The sequence below is a fragment of the Hydrogenophaga sedimenti genome (assembly GCF_051857515.1).
Lineage (GTDB): Bacteria > Pseudomonadota > Gammaproteobacteria > Burkholderiales > Burkholderiaceae_C > Hydrogenophaga.
Genome location: NZ_JBPZHA010000008.1, coordinates 218,733 through 233,135, shown reverse-complemented (window position 1 = coordinate 233,135; position 14,403 = coordinate 218,733). Strand labels below are relative to the sequence as shown.

16 protein-coding genes are annotated in these 14,403 nt (G+C 67.5%); 13 read left to right on the top strand and 3 right to left on the bottom strand.

From position 1 onward, the window contains the following. Window position 1: 1 nt before the first annotated feature. Both ACS5NL_RS14970 and ACS5NL_RS14965 read right to left on the bottom strand, forming a co-directional pair. Complete coding sequence (locus ACS5NL_RS14970; protein ID WP_439354717.1) at window positions 2-745, bottom strand: GntR family transcriptional regulator; 744 nt, start codon at window positions 743-745, stop codon at window positions 2-4. A gap of 5 nt (window positions 746-750) precedes the next feature. Next, window positions 751-2,430 carry a sigma 54-interacting transcriptional regulator gene (locus tag ACS5NL_RS14965; RefSeq protein ID WP_439354716.1) on the bottom strand — a complete coding sequence of 560 codons (1,680 nt, stop codon included), beginning with the start codon at window positions 2,428-2,430 and terminating at the stop codon, window positions 751-753. A gap of 345 nt (window positions 2,431-2,775) precedes the next feature. Here ACS5NL_RS14965 and ACS5NL_RS14960 point away from each other — a divergent pair, with 345 nt between their 5' ends. Genes ACS5NL_RS14960 through ACS5NL_RS14935 form a run of 6 tightly spaced genes read left to right on the top strand, consistent with a single transcriptional unit; the run spans window position 2,776 to window position 7,304 of the window. Then, on the top strand, window positions 2,776-2,976 hold the full coding sequence (locus ACS5NL_RS14960) for a phenol hydroxylase subunit (RefSeq protein WP_439354715.1): 201 nt from the start codon (window positions 2,776-2,778) through the stop codon (window positions 2,974-2,976). Window positions 2,977-3,022: 46 nt separating this feature from the next. Further along, the gene (locus tag ACS5NL_RS14955) at window positions 3,023-4,018 is read left to right on the top strand and encodes an aromatic/alkene monooxygenase hydroxylase subunit beta (protein WP_439354714.1); all 996 of its coding nucleotides are present in this window, start codon (window positions 3,023-3,025) and stop codon (window positions 4,016-4,018) included. A 25-nt stretch (window positions 4,019-4,043) separates the two neighbouring features. Further along, entirely contained in the window at window positions 4,044-4,313 is a 270-nt protein-coding gene (locus tag ACS5NL_RS14950) for an MmoB/DmpM family protein (RefSeq protein WP_008344278.1), read from the top strand. 24 nt (window positions 4,314-4,337) lie between these two features. Further along, window positions 4,338-5,882, top strand: coding sequence for an aromatic/alkene/methane monooxygenase hydroxylase/oxygenase subunit alpha (locus tag ACS5NL_RS14945; RefSeq protein WP_439354713.1), 1,545 nt, complete (start codon window positions 4,338-4,340; stop codon window positions 5,880-5,882). Continuing rightward, window positions 5,879-6,235, top strand: a complete 357-nt coding sequence (locus ACS5NL_RS14940) for a phenol hydroxylase subunit P4 (RefSeq protein WP_439354712.1) — start codon at window positions 5,879-5,881, stop codon at window positions 6,233-6,235. Before ACS5NL_RS14945 ends, ACS5NL_RS14940 begins: the two co-directional genes overlap by 4 nt. A gap of 7 nt (window positions 6,236-6,242) precedes the next feature. Beyond that, window positions 6,243-7,304 (top strand): NADH:ubiquinone reductase (Na(+)-transporting) subunit F, encoded by a 1,062-nt coding sequence (locus ACS5NL_RS14935; RefSeq protein WP_439354711.1) that lies wholly within the window; start codon window positions 6,243-6,245, stop codon window positions 7,302-7,304. On the opposite strand, the gene ACS5NL_RS14930 is transcribed toward ACS5NL_RS14935, so the two are convergent. Continuing rightward, window positions 7,291-8,211, bottom strand: coding sequence for a LysR family transcriptional regulator (locus tag ACS5NL_RS14930; RefSeq protein WP_066786854.1), 921 nt, complete (start codon window positions 8,209-8,211; stop codon window positions 7,291-7,293). The genes ACS5NL_RS14935 and ACS5NL_RS14930 overlap by 14 nt on opposite strands. Window positions 8,212-8,337: 126 nt before the next feature. Between ACS5NL_RS14930 and ACS5NL_RS14925 the strand changes: the two genes are divergently transcribed. From ACS5NL_RS14925 to dmpH, 7 genes are all read left to right on the top strand, one after another. Further along, the gene (locus ACS5NL_RS14925; protein ID WP_079366529.1) at window positions 8,338-8,709 is read left to right on the top strand and encodes a 2Fe-2S iron-sulfur cluster binding domain-containing protein; all 372 of its coding nucleotides are present in this window, start codon (window positions 8,338-8,340) and stop codon (window positions 8,707-8,709) included. Window positions 8,710-8,730: 21 nt separating this feature from the next. Further along, window positions 8,731-9,675 carry a catechol 2,3-dioxygenase gene (locus ACS5NL_RS14920; RefSeq protein ID WP_439354710.1) on the top strand — a complete coding sequence of 315 codons (945 nt, stop codon included), beginning with the start codon at window positions 8,731-8,733 and terminating at the stop codon, window positions 9,673-9,675. 144 nt (window positions 9,676-9,819) lie between these two features. Further along, the gene (locus tag ACS5NL_RS14915; protein WP_066786844.1) at window positions 9,820-10,251 is read left to right on the top strand and encodes a GlcG/HbpS family heme-binding protein; all 432 of its coding nucleotides are present in this window, start codon (window positions 9,820-9,822) and stop codon (window positions 10,249-10,251) included. A gap of 22 nt (window positions 10,252-10,273) precedes the next feature. Beyond that, on the top strand, window positions 10,274-11,728 hold the full coding sequence (locus ACS5NL_RS14910) for a 2-hydroxymuconic semialdehyde dehydrogenase (RefSeq protein WP_439354708.1): 1,455 nt from the start codon (window positions 10,274-10,276) through the stop codon (window positions 11,726-11,728). A 191-nt stretch (window positions 11,729-11,919) separates the two neighbouring features. Next, window positions 11,920-12,780, top strand: coding sequence for an alpha/beta fold hydrolase (locus tag ACS5NL_RS14905; protein ID WP_439354706.1), 861 nt, complete (start codon window positions 11,920-11,922; stop codon window positions 12,778-12,780). 25 nt (window positions 12,781-12,805) lie between these two features. Continuing rightward, window positions 12,806-13,591, top strand: a complete 786-nt coding sequence (gene dmpE / locus ACS5NL_RS14900) for a 2-oxopent-4-enoate hydratase (RefSeq protein WP_439354704.1) — start codon at window positions 12,806-12,808, stop codon at window positions 13,589-13,591. A 19-nt stretch (window positions 13,592-13,610) separates the two neighbouring features. Further along, complete coding sequence (gene dmpH / locus ACS5NL_RS14895; protein ID WP_439354702.1) at window positions 13,611-14,399, top strand: 2-oxo-3-hexenedioate decarboxylase; 789 nt, start codon at window positions 13,611-13,613, stop codon at window positions 14,397-14,399. Window positions 14,400-14,403: the final 4 nt, after the last annotated feature.

Below are 14,403 nucleotides of genomic sequence, written 5' to 3'. Positions count from 1 at the left end.
CTCAGGCCGCGGACAGCGGCTGCCCCGCCACCTCCGCGTGGCGCGTGAGGAGGTCGCAGGTCAGCCGGATGTGCGCCTCCAGCGCCAGCGCCGCGCGCGCTTCCTGGCGCGACAGCGCGGCCGTGCAGATGCCTTCGTGTTCGGCGTGCACGTCGCGGTCGAAACCCGGCGTGGCGCCCAGGCGGATCGCGACATGCCGGTAGCGTTCGCCGTGGCGGTAGAGGATGTCCAGCAGATGCCGCGTCCAGGGTGAGCAGTGACCGGCGATCAGCGCTTCGTGAAAGCGGCGGTTGGCGCGCTCCCAGTGTTCCGGGTCGCGCCCGGCGCCCTGCGCCTCGGCCTCGCTCAGGCGTTCGTAGCTCTCGCGCACCGCCGCCTCCCAGGCCGCATCGCCCGCCCGGATCGACTGGCGCAGCGCCTCGGTCTCCAGCCGCACGCGGGTGTCGGTCAGGTCGCGCAGGTCGTCCAGCGAAATCGCGCTGACGCGGTAGCCGCGCTGGCCCTCCACCGTGACCAGCGCATCGGACACCAGCAGCGCCAGCGCCTCGCGCAAGGTGCCGGCGCCGACGCCGTAGTCGTCCTTGAGGTGCTCGACGCGCAGCCGCTGGCCGGGTTCGAGCCGGCCGCAGACGATGTCGTGGCGCAGGCCGCGGTAGGCGCGCTCGGTGAGGGTGCGCGGCTCGGGTTCTTCGCTGCGCGGCGCGGGGCCGGCGGCGTGGACGGGTTGGAGCAGGTCTTGCAGCATGGTGTTCAGGGAGTGTCGGTGGCTTGTTCGCGCTTGAGGCGGTAGGCCAGCTGCGCCCGCGACAGGCCCAGCAGGCGCGCCGCGCCCGAGAGGTTGCCGCGGCTGCGTTCGACCGCCAGCGCCAGCACCCGGGCCTCCAGCGACTCGATCGGCATGCCGCTGTCGAGCACGCGCTCGCACAGCAGCTCCTCGTCCTGCGGCGCGCGGCGGGCCAGGCGCCCCTGCGGGTCCAGCCCGTCGTGGGCCACGTCGGGCTGGTTGGGAAACAGGTGTTCGGCCTCGATCACGCCGCCCTGCGCCGCCAGGATCACGCCGCGCTCGACCAGGTTCTCCAGCTCGCGCACGTTGCCCGGCCAGTCGTGCTTCACCAGCGCCTGCAGCGCGCGGTCGCTGAACCCGTCCAGCCGCTTGTGGTGCAGCGCGGAAAAACGCGCCAGCAGGTGGCCCGCCAGCGGCTCGATGTCCGACTGGCGTTCGCGCAGCGGCGGGATGCAGATCGGGTAGACGTTCAGGCGGTAGAACAGGTCGCGGCGGAACTGGCCACGCGCCACCGCGCTCTCCAGATTGACGTTGGTCGCCGTCACCAGACGCACATTGACCTTGCGCGTGCTCTCGCTGCCCAGGCGCTCGATCTCGCCCTCCTGCAGCACCCGCAGCAGCTTGGCCTGGGCCGGCATCGGCAGATCGCCGACCTCGTCGAGAAACAGCGTGCCGCCCTCGGCACGCTCGAAGCGGCCGGCGCGCGCCGCGTGGGCGCCGGTGAACGCGCCCTTCTCGACCCCGAACAGTTCGGCCTCGATCAGCTCGGCCGGCAGGGCGGCGCAGTTGACCGCCACGAACGGCCCGGCGGCGCGCTCGGAGTGCGCGTGCAGCGCGCGCGCGAAACGCTCCTTGCCCACGCCCGTCTCGCCGGTCAGCAACACGGTGACCTGGGTGCTGGCGGCGCGGTGCATCAGGTCGTGCGCGCGCTGGAAGCCCGGCGAGGTGCCGACCAGCATGCCGCCCGACTCGGCCGGCTCCAGGCTGCTCTTGAGCGCCTCCACCTGCTGGCTCAGCGCGGCCATCTTCTCCAGCAGCGAGTCGTCCTCGAAGTACTGCCGGTGCGCGTCGCCGTCGGGCCATTCGTCGATCGGGCGGCCGACGATCTGGCAATGGTCGTCGCCGCAGGCCGAGCACTTCGTTTCCTTGAACAGGATCAGCCGGCCCATGAAGGCGCTGGTGTAGCCGCTCGCGTAGCCCAGCAGGGTCCAGCAGGCCGGTTCGTCGACCACACCGTATTTCAGTCGGTGGGCGTGCGCCTCCCAGGAATCGTCCCAGCGGAACTCGCCCTCGAACTGGCCGGCGGCGGCGTTCATCTCCAGCCGCACCGGTGTCACGCGCGCCGCGCCCTCGAGCATGTGCAGCTGCGGCCCGACCAGGAACATGTCTTCCAGCGTCTTCGAGCCGCGCGTCTTGGCCGCGAAGCCCGCGTCGTGCAGCCCACAGGCGTAACCCATGCGGGTCAGCAGCCGCCGCGCGTGCTCCTTGCCGACCGAGGTGATGAGGTCGTGGCGCAGCGCCGTCAGCGCCGCCGTGTGCAGCAGCACCATGCGGCGCTCGCCCAGCCAGATCGCGCCACTGTCGGGCTCGAAGCGCAGCAGGCGCCGCAGATCGGCGTCGGGGGGATAGGTCAGGGAATGGTCCAAGCGTGTCTCCGGGATCGGGGACTGCCGCCCCGTGAATCTCGATATTTTCGGGACATCCCGTCCGATGGGCAAGCGGTTCTCCATCCCGTGCCAGCTTGATCATTTGAGCAAACCGGCGCTAGCAAGGCTGTCCAAATCGTGAACGAATGCCGCTATGGACCGGCCGGCAAGCATTGCAGGCGCTATCGACCTGGCCAGAGCCATGCAAATGCTGCACGGCACACAAGCCTCTGGCGGTCGGATTTCTAGGGGATTTCCCTGAAATATCGAGATTTTTGACCAACGCCGGGCCAACTGGCATGTCCCGTGCGAAAGGGCGAGGGTCCAACGAACCCGCCCGACACCATGACGCCAGAACCCGATACCCGATTGCCCGTCTGCGACACCACGCTGCGGTACGTGCGGGTGCTGGAGCGGCGCGCCGACGGCCAGGTCAGCTTCGAGTTCTCGATCGGCTGGCCGGAGCTGGCGGTGGAGCTGATGCTGCCGGCCCAGGCCTTCGAGGCCTTCTGCGCCAACAACCGGGTGCAGCGTCTGGACACCTGAGTTCCCGAGAGCCGTTCAACAACCATTCCAACGGAGACAAGCACCGATGAACATCGACCTGCAGGCGCGGGAGATCACGCCGCTGCGCCAGACCTACGCCCACGTGGCGAAATACATCGGCGGCGACAAAACCGCCAGCCGCTACCAGGAGGCCACTTTCGGCGCCCAGCCGATGGTCAACTTCCACTACCGGCCGACCTGGGACCCGGGCCACGAACTCTTCGACGCCAGCCGCAGCAAGATCGTGCTGGCCGACTGGTACGTGCTCAAGGACCCGCGCCAGTTCTATTACGCGACCTGGACCATGACCCGCGCCCGCCAGCAGGACGCGGTCGAGGCCAACTTCCAGTTCGTCGAGCAGCGCGGCATGGTCGGCAAGATGCCCGACGCCGTGCGCGAGAAGGCACTGTCCGTGCTGATGCCGCTGCGCCACGCGGCCTGGGGCGCCAACATGAACAACGCCTCGATCTGCGCCTACGGCTACGGCACCGCCTTCACCGCACCGGCCATGTTCCACGCGATGGACAACCTGGGCGTAGCGCAGTACCTGACCCGCCTGGGCCTGGCCCTGGGCGAACCCCAATCGCTCGAAGACGGCAAGCAGGCCTGGCTGGACGCGCCCGAGTGGCAGGGCCTGCGCCGCCTGGTCGAAGACAGCTTCGTGGTCCAGGACCCGTTTGAGCTGTTCGTGGCGCAGAACTTCGCGCTCGACGGCCTGCTGTACCCGCTGATCTACGGTGGCTTCGTCGACGACCACGTTGCCCTGCAGGGCGGCACCGCCGTCGCGATGCTGACCAGCTTCATGCCCGAGTGGCACGACGAGAGCGCGCGCTGGATCGACGCCGTCATCAAGGCCGCGGGCGCCGAGTCGGACGCCAACCGCGCGCTGCTGCGCGACTGGGCCGGCCACTGGATGGACCGCGCCCAGGCCGCCCTCTCGCCCATCGCCCGCCTGGCCCTGGGCGAGACCGGAGAAACCGTGCTGAGCGACGCCCGCGTGCAGCTCCAGGCGCGGCTGGCCAAGTCCGGCGTCACCGCCTGACCAGGCCTGAACAGGAGACCACAACATGTCCGACGTATTCATCGCCTTCCAGCACAACGAAGAGTCCCGTCCGGTGATCGACGCCATCGTGGCCGACAACCCGAACGCGGTGCTGACCCACCCGACCGGCCTGGTCAAGATCAATGCGCCCGGCAGCCTGACCATCCGCCGCGAAACCATCGAAGGCCTCACCGGCCGGCCCTACGACCTGCAAGCCATCCACGTCAACCTCGTCACCCTCTCGGGCTACATCGACGAGGACGACGACCAGCTCACGCTGAGCTGGAAGCACTGAACACAACGCAGAAGGAGACAACGCATGGACACCCGTGTTGCCAGCAAGAAGCTCGGCCTGAAAGAACGCTACGCCGCCATGACCCGCGGCCTGGGCTGGGAGACCAGCTACCAGCCAATGGACAAGGTGTTCCCGTACGACAAGTACGAGGGCATCAAGATCCACGACTGGGACAAGTGGCAGGACCCGTTCCGCCTGACCATGGACGCCTACTGGAAGTATCAGGGCGAGAAGGAGAAGAAGCTCTACGCCGTCATCGAGGCCTTCGCGCAGAACAACGGCCAGCTCGGCGTGTCCGACGCGCGCTACGTCAACGCGCTCAAGCTGTTCATCCAGGGCGTGACGCCGCTGGAGTACTACGCACACCGCGGCTTCGCCCATGTGGGCCGCCAGTTCACCGGCGAAGGCGCCCGCGTCGCGGCGCAGATGCAGTCCATCGACGAGCTGCGCCACTACCAGACCGAGACGCACGCGATCAGCCACTACAACAAGTACTTCAACGGCATTCACCACTCGAACCACTGGTACGACCGCGTGTGGTACCTGTCGGTGCCCAAGAGCTTCTTCGAAGACGCCTGCACCGGCGGCCCGTTCGAGTTCCTCACCGCCGTCAGCTTCAGCTTCGAGTACGTGCTGACCAACCTGCTGTTCGTGCCCTTCATGAGCGGCGCGGCGCACAACGGCGACATGTCCACCGTGACCTTCGGCTTCAGCGCGCAGAGCGACGAGAGCCGCCACATGACGCTGGGCATCGAGTGCATCAAGTTCCTGCTGGAGCAGGACCCGGACAACGTGCCCATCGTGCAGCGCTGGATCGACAAGTGGTTCTGGCGCGGCTACCGCCTGCTGACCCTGGTCGCGATGATGCAGGACTACATGCTGCCCAAGCGCGTGATGAGCTGGAAGGAAGCCTGGGAGATGTACGCCGAAGAAAACGGCGGCGCCCTGTTCAAGGACCTGGCGCGCTACGGCATCCGCGAGCCGGCCGGCTGGAAGCAGGCCTGCGAAGGCAAGGACCACATCAGCCACCAGGCCTGGGCCACCTTCTACAACTACAACGGCGCCGCCCCGTTCCACACCTGGGTGCCCAAGGAAGACGAACTGGCCTGGCTGAGCGAGAAGTACCCCGAGACCTTCGACAAGTACTACCGCCCGCGCTGGGAGTTCTGGCGCGACCAGGCCGCCGAAGGCAAGCGCTTCTACAACATGACGCTGCCGATGCTGTGCACCACCTGCCAGGTCCCGATGCTGTTCACCGAAGAGGGTGACCCCAGCAAGATCTGCTACCGCGACAGCGACTACAAGGCCTACAAGTACCACTTCTGCAGCGACCACTGCAAGAGCATCTTCGACCACGAGCCCGAGAAGTACGTGCAGAGCTGGCTGCCGGTGCACCAGATCTACCAGGGCCACTGCTTCCCCGAAGGCACCGACCCGACCGCCGAGGGCTTCGACCCGCTGATGGCCGTGCTCAAGTACTACGAGATGGAAGTCGGCCGCGACAACTTCGACTTCGAAGGTTCGGAAGACCAGAAGAACTTTGCGATGTGGAAAGGAGACTCGAAATGAGCGTCGTCGCCATCGCCCCCTACGAGTTCACGCCCAGGGATGTGCGCGAGAACTTCCCCGCCCCGCTGCTCTACATCGGCTGGGAAGACCACCTGATGTTCTGCGCCCCCGTCTGCCTGCCGCTGCCGCCGGACACCCCGTTCGGCGCACTGTCGGCCGCGGTGCTGCCCGGCATCTACGGCTACCACCCGGACTTCGCCAAGATCGACTGGGCCCAGGTCGAGTGGAAGAAGAACGGCCAGCCCTGGACGCCCGACCAGGCCAAGTCGCTGGCCGAGAACGGCCTGGTGCACAAGGACGCGATCCGCTTCAGAACCCCTGGGCTCACAGGGATCAAAGGTTCGTTCAGCTGATCCGGCCATGAGCTACCAACTGACGATCGAGCCGCTGGGCACGACCATCGAGGTCGAAGAAGGCCAGACGGTGCTGGACGCGGTGCTGCGGCAGGGTCTCTACCTGCCGCACGCCTGCGGCCACGGCCTCTGCGGCACCTGCAAGGTGCAGGTCTGCGATGGCGAGGTGGACCACGGCGCGGCCAACCCGTTCGCGCTGATGGACTTCGAGCGCGACGACGGCAAGACCCTGGCCTGCTGCGCCACGCTGCAGGCCGACACCACCATCGAGGCCGACATCGACGAGGAACCCGATGCGCGCGTGATCCCGGTGCGCGACTTCGCGGCCACGGTCAGCCGCGTCGAGGACCTCACGCCCACCATCAAGGCGATCCACCTGCAGCTGGACAAGGCCATCGACTTCCAGGCGGGGCAGTACGTACAGGTGGAGATCCCGGGTGTGGGCAGCCGCGCCTTCTCGATCGCCAATCACCCCGCCGACGTGGCCGCCACGAAGGGCATCGAGCTCAACGTGCGCAAGCTGCCCGGCGGCGCCGGCACCACCTGGCTGCACGAGCAGCTCAAGGCCGGCGACCGCCTGCGCGTGGCCGGCCCCTACGGCCGTTTCTTCGTGCGCGAGTCGGCGCGCCAGCCGATGCTGTTCATGGCCGGCGGCTCGGGGCTGTCGAGCCCGCGCTCGATGATCGTGGACCTGCTCTCGCGCGGCTGCACGCTGCCCATCGCCCTGGTCTACGGCCAGCGTTCGCACGAGGAGCTGTACTACGACGCCGAGTTCCGCGCGCTCGCCGAACAGCACGCCAACTTCACGTACGTGCCGGCGCTCTCGCACGAGCCCGAGGGCTCGGACTGGGACGGCTTCCGCGGCTTCGTGCACGAAGCGGCCAAGGCGCATTTCGGCGGCAGCTTTGCGGGCCAGAAGGCCTACCTGTGCGGGCCGCCGCCCATGATCGAGGCCTGCATCTCCACCCTGATGCAGGGCCGCCTGTTCGAGCGCGACATCTACACCGAGAAGTTCCTATCGGCGGCCGACGCGCAGGCCGCCCGCAGCCCGCTGTTCAGGCAGGTCTGAGGCCGTTGCCGCCCTTCGTTTCGCTCTTCCCATGCGCACGCACCACCTCCAGGAACATGGCCAGCACCGGCGACGGATCGCCGCGCCGGTAGAGGCAGCTCAACTCCAGGTCCTTGAGGTGGCGGCTGCGCAAGGGCACGAACACCACGCCCGGCAGGCGCAGGCTGGCGGCCGACCGGGTGGCGATGGTCAGCCCGAAGCCACTGGCCACCAGGGCCACGGCCGTCACCACGTCCTCGACGTCCTGCTCGACCGCCAGCCGCACGCCTTCCTGGCGGAAGGCCTCGGCCACTTCCTGCGCCAGCCCGTGGATGGCCTCGTTGGGGTAGAGGATCATGGGCAGCCCGTCGAGGTCGGCCATCCCGACCTGCCTGCGCTGCGCCAGCGGGTGCGCTTCGTGCATCGCCACCAGCAGCGGCTCGCGCAGCACCGACTCGACCACCAGGTCCGGCTCGGGCGGGACCAGTCGGTTGAAGCCCACGCTGATGCGCCGTTCGCGCAGCGCCTGCAGCTGCTCGGACTTGGTGAGGTTGTGCAGCGCGATGCGCACCTCGGGCCGCTGCGCGTGGAACTTCGCGAGCACGCGGGGAATGACGTCCAGCACGCCCGAGCCGTAGATGCCCACGTCGAGCTGTCCGGTCAGCCCCTGCGCCGCGCGCCGCGTGCGCTCGGCCGCGCGCTGCGCCAGGTGCAGCAGGTTGGGCACCTCGTCCAGCAGCGCCTGGCCCGCCTCGGTCAGCTCCACACCGGCCGGCGTGCGCAGGAACAGCGGCGCACCCATCTCGTCTTCCAGCGCCTTGATCTGGCGCGACAGCGGCGGCTGCGCCATGTGCAGGCGCTCGGCCGCGCGGGTGAAGTTGCGCTCTTCGGCGACCGCCAGAAACTGGCGCATGTCTTTGAGATCCATGGGGCCTCCTGGTTCGGTTCGCAATACCTCACCAGTATAGGGTCGCAAAAATTCGGTATTGGACGGTATGACCGCTCCGCCCTATCTTTGGCAGCTGAAGCTGCTGCGTTGAAGAAGAACTGAGACATGTCCCTGTTTGATTCCCGCCCCAAGTTCGCCGTGCACGTCGCCCAGACGGACGAGACCTATCCCTGTGCCGGCAACGAAAGCCTGCTGACGGGCATGGTCCGGCTCGGCCGCAAGGGCATCCCGGTGGGCTGCGTCAACGGCGGCTGCGGGGTCTGCAAGGTCCGCATCGTCGAGGGACAGATCAAGGCCCTGGGGCCGATCAGCCGTGCACACGTGACGCTCGACGAAGAGAACCAGGGCTACACGCTGGCCTGCCGCGTGGCGCCCCAGACGCCGGTGAACCTCGAAGTGGCCGGCAAGTTGAGAAAACCGTTTTCCAAGGGGCGCGCAGAGTCTGCGACTGCCAGCCCTTCGATTCAACAGCAGTAACCAACCCCAAGGAGACAAAACATGGGTGTGATGCGCATCGGGCACGCCAGCCTGAAAGTGATGGACATCGACGCGGCCGTCCGGCACTACGAGAACGTGCTGGGCATGAAGACCACCATGAAGGACAAGGCGGGCAACGTCTACCTCAAGTGCTGGGACGAATGGGACAAGTACTCGGTCATCCTGACCCCATCGGACCAGGCCGGCATGAACCACCTGGCCTACAAGGTCGAAAAGGAAGCCGACCTTGAAGCGCTTCAGCAGAAGATCGAGGCCTGGGGCGTGAAGACCACCATGCTCGACGAAGGCACCCTGCCCTCGACCGGCCGCATGCTGCAGTTCAAGCTGCCCAGCGGGCACGAAATGCGCCTCTATGCCAGCAAGGAGTTTGTCGGCACCGACGTGGGCAGCACCAACCCCGACCCCTGGCCCGACGGCCTCAAGGGCGCGGGCGCTCACTGGCTGGACCACTGCCTGCTGATGTGCGAGATGAATCCCGAGGCCGGCATCAACACCGTGGCCGACAACACCCGCTTCATGACCGAGGCACTGGACTTCTTCCTGACCGAGCAGGTGCTGGTCGGACCCGAAGGCAACATGCAGGCGGCCACCTGGATGGCCCGCACCACCACGCCGCACGACATCGCCTTCGTGGGCGGCCCGCGCAGCGGCCTGCACCACATCGCCTTCTTCCTGGACTCGTGGCACGACGTGCTCAAGTCCGCCGACGTGATGGCCAAGACCAAGACGCGCATCGACGTGGCCCCCACCCGCCACGGCATCACGCGCGGCGAAACCATCTACTTCTTCGATCCCAGCGGCAACCGCAATGAGACCTTCGCCGGCCTGGGCTACCTGGCCCAGCGCGACCGGCCGGTGACAACCTGGACCGAAGACCAGATGGGCAGCGGGATTTTCTATCACACGGGCAATCTGGTGCCGTCTTTCACCGAGGTGTACACGTGATCTCCCCCCTGCGCCGCTGACGCGGCTTCCCCCCTCTCTGGCGCGCCTTCGGCGCTTGGAGGGGGGACGGCACCTGAGGCCCGGCGGAGCCGGTTCCTCGGTGCCCCTCGAACCGGAGTCACCTTTCTCTCGCCGCTTCTTCTTATGACATCCGCTCTCTCTGTTCCCTCTTCCGTCATCACCGCATCTGCGGCTTCGATGGCCTGTCAGGCGGCGGTGGCGCACGCGGAGGCATTGGGCATTCGCATCAATGTGGCCGTGACCGATGCCTCGGGCACGCTGGCCGCTTTTCTGCGCATGCCCAATGCCTTCCTGCATTCGATCGACATCGCGATCGACAAGGCCTACACCGCCGCGAGCTTCGGCTTTCCCACCTCGCAATGGGGCGGCGTCATCGGTGACGACGAGCTGCTGCGCATCGGCCTGAACCAGCGCCAGCGCCTGGTGCTGTTCGGCGGCGGCCTGCCGGTCGTGACCGACGGCCAGCGCATTGGCGGTATCGGTGTTTCCGGCGGCTCGGCCGAGCAGGACGAGGCCTGCGCCCGCGCCGGCCTGAAAGCCCTGGGCCTCGACTGATTTTTCATCTCACTCACGCACCATGAAACAGTTCCTGAACTTCATCAACGGCGAATTCGTCGCCACCGCCAAGACCTTCGACAACCGCAACCCGGCCACCAATGAAGTGGTCGGCCAGGTGCACGAGGCCGGCCAGGCCGAGGTCGACGCCGCCGTGGCCGCGGGCCGTGCCGCGCTCAAGGGCGAGTGGGGCACGATGAGCGTGGTCAAGCGCGCCGAGCTGCTGCACGCGGTGGCCGACGAGATCAACCGCCGCTTCGACGACTTCCTGGCCGCCGAACTGGCCGACACCGGCAAGCCGCGTTCGCTGGCCTCGCACATCGACATCCCACGCGGCGCGGCCAACTTCAAGATCTTTGCCGACATCGTCAAGAACGTGCCGACCGAGAGCTTCCAGATGACCACGCCCGACGGCGGCACGGCCATCAGCTACGGTCTGCGCAAGCCCCTGGGCGTGGTCGGCGTGATCTGCCCCTGGAACCTGCCGCTGCTGCTGATGACCTGGAAGGTCGGCCCGGCCCTGGCCTGCGGCAACACCGTCATCGTCAAACCCTCGGAGGAAACCCCCGCCACCGCGACCCTGCTGGGCGAGGTGATGAACGCGGTCGGCGTGCCCAAGGGCGTGTACCAGGTGCTGCACGGCTTCGGCCCAGGCTCGGCCGGCGAATTCATCACCAAGCACCCGGGTGTCAACGGCATCACCTTCACCGGCGAGACCCGCACGGGTGAAGCCATCATGGCCGCCGCCGCCAAGGGTGTGCGCCCGGTGTCGTTCGAACTCGGCGGCAAGAACGCCGGCATCGTGTTCGCCGACGCCGACTTCGACAAGGCCATCGCCGGCATCACCCGCAGCGCCTTCGAGAACTGCGGCCAGGTCTGCCTGGGCACCGAGCGCGTGTACGTGCAGCGCCCGATCTTCGACAAGTTCGTCGCGGCACTGAAAGCCAAGGCCGAAGGCCTGAAGATCGGCGGCCCCGACATGCCGGGCGTGGGCATCGGCCCGCTGATCTCTGCGGAGCACAAGCAGAAGGTCATGGGCTACTACGCCAAGGCCAAGGCCGAGGGTGCGACCGTGATCACCGGCGGCGGCGAACCGGCCATGACGGGCGAGTACGCCAACGGCCACTTCGTCCAACCGACCATCTGGACCGGCCTGCCCGAAAGCGCCAGCGTGATCCGCGAAGAAATCTTCGGCCCCTGCTGCCACATCGCGCCCTTCGACACCGAAGAGGAAGCGATTGCCCTGGCCAACGCCACCGACTACGGCCTGGCCACCACCGTGTGGACGCAGGATCTGGGCAAGGCGCACCGGATGGCCGCGGCCATCGAAGTCGGCCTGTGCTGGATCAACAGCTGGTTCCTGCGTGACCTGCGCACCGCCTTCGGCGGCAGCAAGGCCTCGGGCATCGGCCGCGAAGGCGGCGTGCACTCGCTGGAGTTCTACACGGAACTCCGCAACGTGATGGTGAAGCTGTGATCTCCCCCCTGCGCCGCTGCGCGGCCCTGGACGAACGGCCTCGTGCGCCGACAGCGAGTGGGCCGGGGCGACTGGTGCAGTGAAGTAAAGGAGGAGGCGGGCGCGCAGCGACCGACGGGGGACATGAACGGAACCAGTCGTCCCGGCCCACTCGCCGCCCCTTCAACGCAAAGACCTCAAGGACAAGACACATGAATGCCCCACACAACCCTGAAATTGCGCTGAGCGTTCGCACAGGCAGCTTCAACACCAACGTGCACGACCTCGGCAGCTCCAAGCCGGGACAGCCTCCGGTGCTGTTCATCCACGGCTCCGGTCCGGGTGTGAGCGCCTGGGCCAACTGGCGCCTCGCCATGCCGGTCATCGCAAAGGACCGCCGCGTGATCGCGCCCGACATGGTGGGCTTCGGCTACACCGACCGCCCCGCCGGCATGACCTACAACATGGACACCTGGGTGCAGCAGGCGCTGGATGTCATGGACGCGATGGGCGTCGAGAAAGCCGACGTGGTCGGCAACAGCTTTGGCGGTGCGCTCTCGTTGGCGCTGGCGATCCGCGCGCCGCAGCGCGTGCGCCGTCTGGTGCTCATGGGCTCGGTCGGCGTGCCCTTCCCGATCACGCCGGGCCTGGATGCGGTCTGGGGCTACGAGGCGTCGCTGGACAACATGAAGCGCATCATGGACGTGTTCGCCCACGACCGGGGCCTGATCACCGACGAGCTGGCCGAGCTGCGCTACCAGGCCAGCGTCCGCCCCGGCTTCCAGGAATCGTTTTCGGCCATGTTCCCCGCCCCGCGCCAGCGCTGGGTCGATGCCATGGCCAGCCCCGAGGCCGCCATCCGCGCGCTGCCGCACGAGACCCTGATCGTGCACGGCCGCGAAGACCAGGTGATTCCGCTGCAGACCTCGCTGACGCTGAGCCAGTGGATTCCCAACAGCCAGCTGCACGTGTTCGGCCACTGCGGCCACTGGACGCAGATCGAACACGCCGCACGCTTCGTCCAGCTGGTGTCGAACTTCCTCGCCGAAGCCGACGCCCGGGCCGCCGCCTGACCTTTTCACTCATCGGATACGCATCATGGACAAACAGAAGATCCAGCACTACGGCGACGAGCTCTACCAGTCGCTGCTCGACCGCCAACCCGTCGCTCCGCTGACCGACCGCGAAGCGGACATCACCATCGAGGACGCCTACCAGATCCAGCTGCGCATGATCCAGCGCCGCCTGGACGCGGGCGAGCGCGTGGTGGGCAAGAAAATCGGCGTGACGAGCAAGGTCGTGATGGACATGCTCAAGGTCAACCAGCCCGACTTCGGCCACCTGCTCTCGGGCATGGTCTACAACGAAGGCCAGCCCATCCCGGTGGGCACCATGATCGCGCCCAAGGCCGAGGCCGAGGTCGCCTTCATCCTGGCGCGCGACCTCGAAGGCCCCGGCGTCACCGCGGCCGACGTGCTGCGCGCCACCGACTGCGTGATGCCCTGCTTCGAGATCGTCGACAGCCGCATCAAGGACTGGAAGATCAAGATCCAGGACACCGTGGCCGACAACGCGTCGTGTGGCGTGCTCACGCTCGGCGGCCTGCGCAAGAGCCCGCGCGACCTCGACCTCGCGCTGGCCGGCATGGTGCTGGAGAAGAACGGCGAAATCATCAGCACGTCCTGCGGCGCATCGGTGCAGGGCTCGCCGGTCAACGCGGTCGCCTGGCTGGCCAACACGCTCGGCCGTCTGGGCATCGGCCTCAAGGCCGGCGACATCATCCTCTCGGGCTCGCAGTCGCCGCTGGTGCCGGTGGTAGCGGGCGACAGCCTGTATTGCAGCGTCGGCGGCCTGGGCGGCACGTCGGTGCGTTTCGTCGCCTGAGCGGGAAGGAAACAACCACATGAAACTCGACAAGAACACCCTCGCCCAACTGGCCGAGCACCTGGAAAACGCCGAGCTGAAGGCGCACGACGTCACCAAGATCACCGACGACCACCCGGACATGGACTGGGACGACGCCTACGCGATCCAGGACCTGATCCGCGCGCGCAAGGAAGGACGCGGCCACAAGACGGTGGGCCTCAAGTGCGGCCTGACCTCCTACGCCAAGATGAAGCAGATGGGCGTGGAAACGCCGGTCTTCGGCTTCGTCAGCGACTACATGGCCTGCGCCGAAGGCAGCGATATCCGGACGGCCGAACTCATCCACCCCAAGGTCGAGGCCGAGATCTGCGTCGTCACCAAGGCGCCGCTCAAGGGCCCGGGCTGCCACGTCGGCGCCGTGATGGCCGCGATCGACTTCGTGATCCCCGGCGTGGAGATCATCGACAGCCGCTACCGCGACTTCAAGTTCGACCTCAAGAGCGTGATCGCCGACAACACCTCGGCCTCGCGCTTCGTGATCGGCGGGCGCGCCCGCCGTGTGGAAGACCTGGACCTGCGCACGCTGGGCGTGGTGCTGGAGAAGAACGGCCAGATCGTGGCCATGGCCGCCGGCGCCGCCGTGATGGGCCACCCTGCCGCCGCCATCGCTGCCCTGGCCAACCACCTGGGCGCGCGCGGCCAGGAGATCCCGGCGGGCAGCTTCATCATGACCGGCGGCGTGACCGAAGCCATTGCGGTGCAGGCCGGCGACAGCGTGAACGTGCGCTTCCAGGACCTGGGCACGGTCGGCATGCGCTTCGTCTGAGCGC

Bases quoted from the DNA above. Each gene is read 5' to 3' on its own strand.
- ACS5NL_RS14905 (WP_439354706.1), top strand. From the start codon at position 11,920: ATGAATGCCCCACACAACCCTGAAATTGCGCTGAGCGTTCGCACAGGC.
- ACS5NL_RS14940 (WP_439354712.1), top strand. From the start codon at position 5,879: ATGAGCGTCGTCGCCATCGCCCCCTACGAGTTCACGCCCAGGGATGTG.
- ACS5NL_RS14930 (WP_066786854.1), bottom strand. From the start codon at position 8,211: ATGGATCTCAAAGACATGCGCCAGTTTCTGGCGGTCGCCGAAGAGCGC.
- dmpH (WP_439354702.1), top strand. From the start codon at position 13,611: ATGAAACTCGACAAGAACACCCTCGCCCAACTGGCCGAGCACCTGGAA.
- ACS5NL_RS14950 (WP_008344278.1), top strand. From the start codon at position 4,044: ATGTCCGACGTATTCATCGCCTTCCAGCACAACGAAGAGTCCCGTCCG.
- ACS5NL_RS14925 (WP_079366529.1), top strand. From the start codon at position 8,338: ATGTCCCTGTTTGATTCCCGCCCCAAGTTCGCCGTGCACGTCGCCCAG.
- ACS5NL_RS14960 (WP_439354715.1), top strand. From the start codon at position 2,776: ATGACGCCAGAACCCGATACCCGATTGCCCGTCTGCGACACCACGCTG.
- ACS5NL_RS14955 (WP_439354714.1), top strand. From the start codon at position 3,023: ATGAACATCGACCTGCAGGCGCGGGAGATCACGCCGCTGCGCCAGACC.
- ACS5NL_RS14920 (WP_439354710.1), top strand. From the start codon at position 8,731: ATGGGTGTGATGCGCATCGGGCACGCCAGCCTGAAAGTGATGGACATC.
- ACS5NL_RS14945 (WP_439354713.1), top strand. From the start codon at position 4,338: ATGGACACCCGTGTTGCCAGCAAGAAGCTCGGCCTGAAAGAACGCTAC.
- ACS5NL_RS14935 (WP_439354711.1), top strand. From the start codon at position 6,243: ATGAGCTACCAACTGACGATCGAGCCGCTGGGCACGACCATCGAGGTC.
- ACS5NL_RS14915 (WP_066786844.1), top strand. From the start codon at position 9,820: ATGACATCCGCTCTCTCTGTTCCCTCTTCCGTCATCACCGCATCTGCG.
- ACS5NL_RS14970 (WP_439354717.1), bottom strand. From the start codon at position 745: ATGCTGCAAGACCTGCTCCAACCCGTCCACGCCGCCGGCCCCGCGCCG.
- ACS5NL_RS14910 (WP_439354708.1), top strand. From the start codon at position 10,274: ATGAAACAGTTCCTGAACTTCATCAACGGCGAATTCGTCGCCACCGCC.
- dmpE (WP_439354704.1), top strand. From the start codon at position 12,806: ATGGACAAACAGAAGATCCAGCACTACGGCGACGAGCTCTACCAGTCG.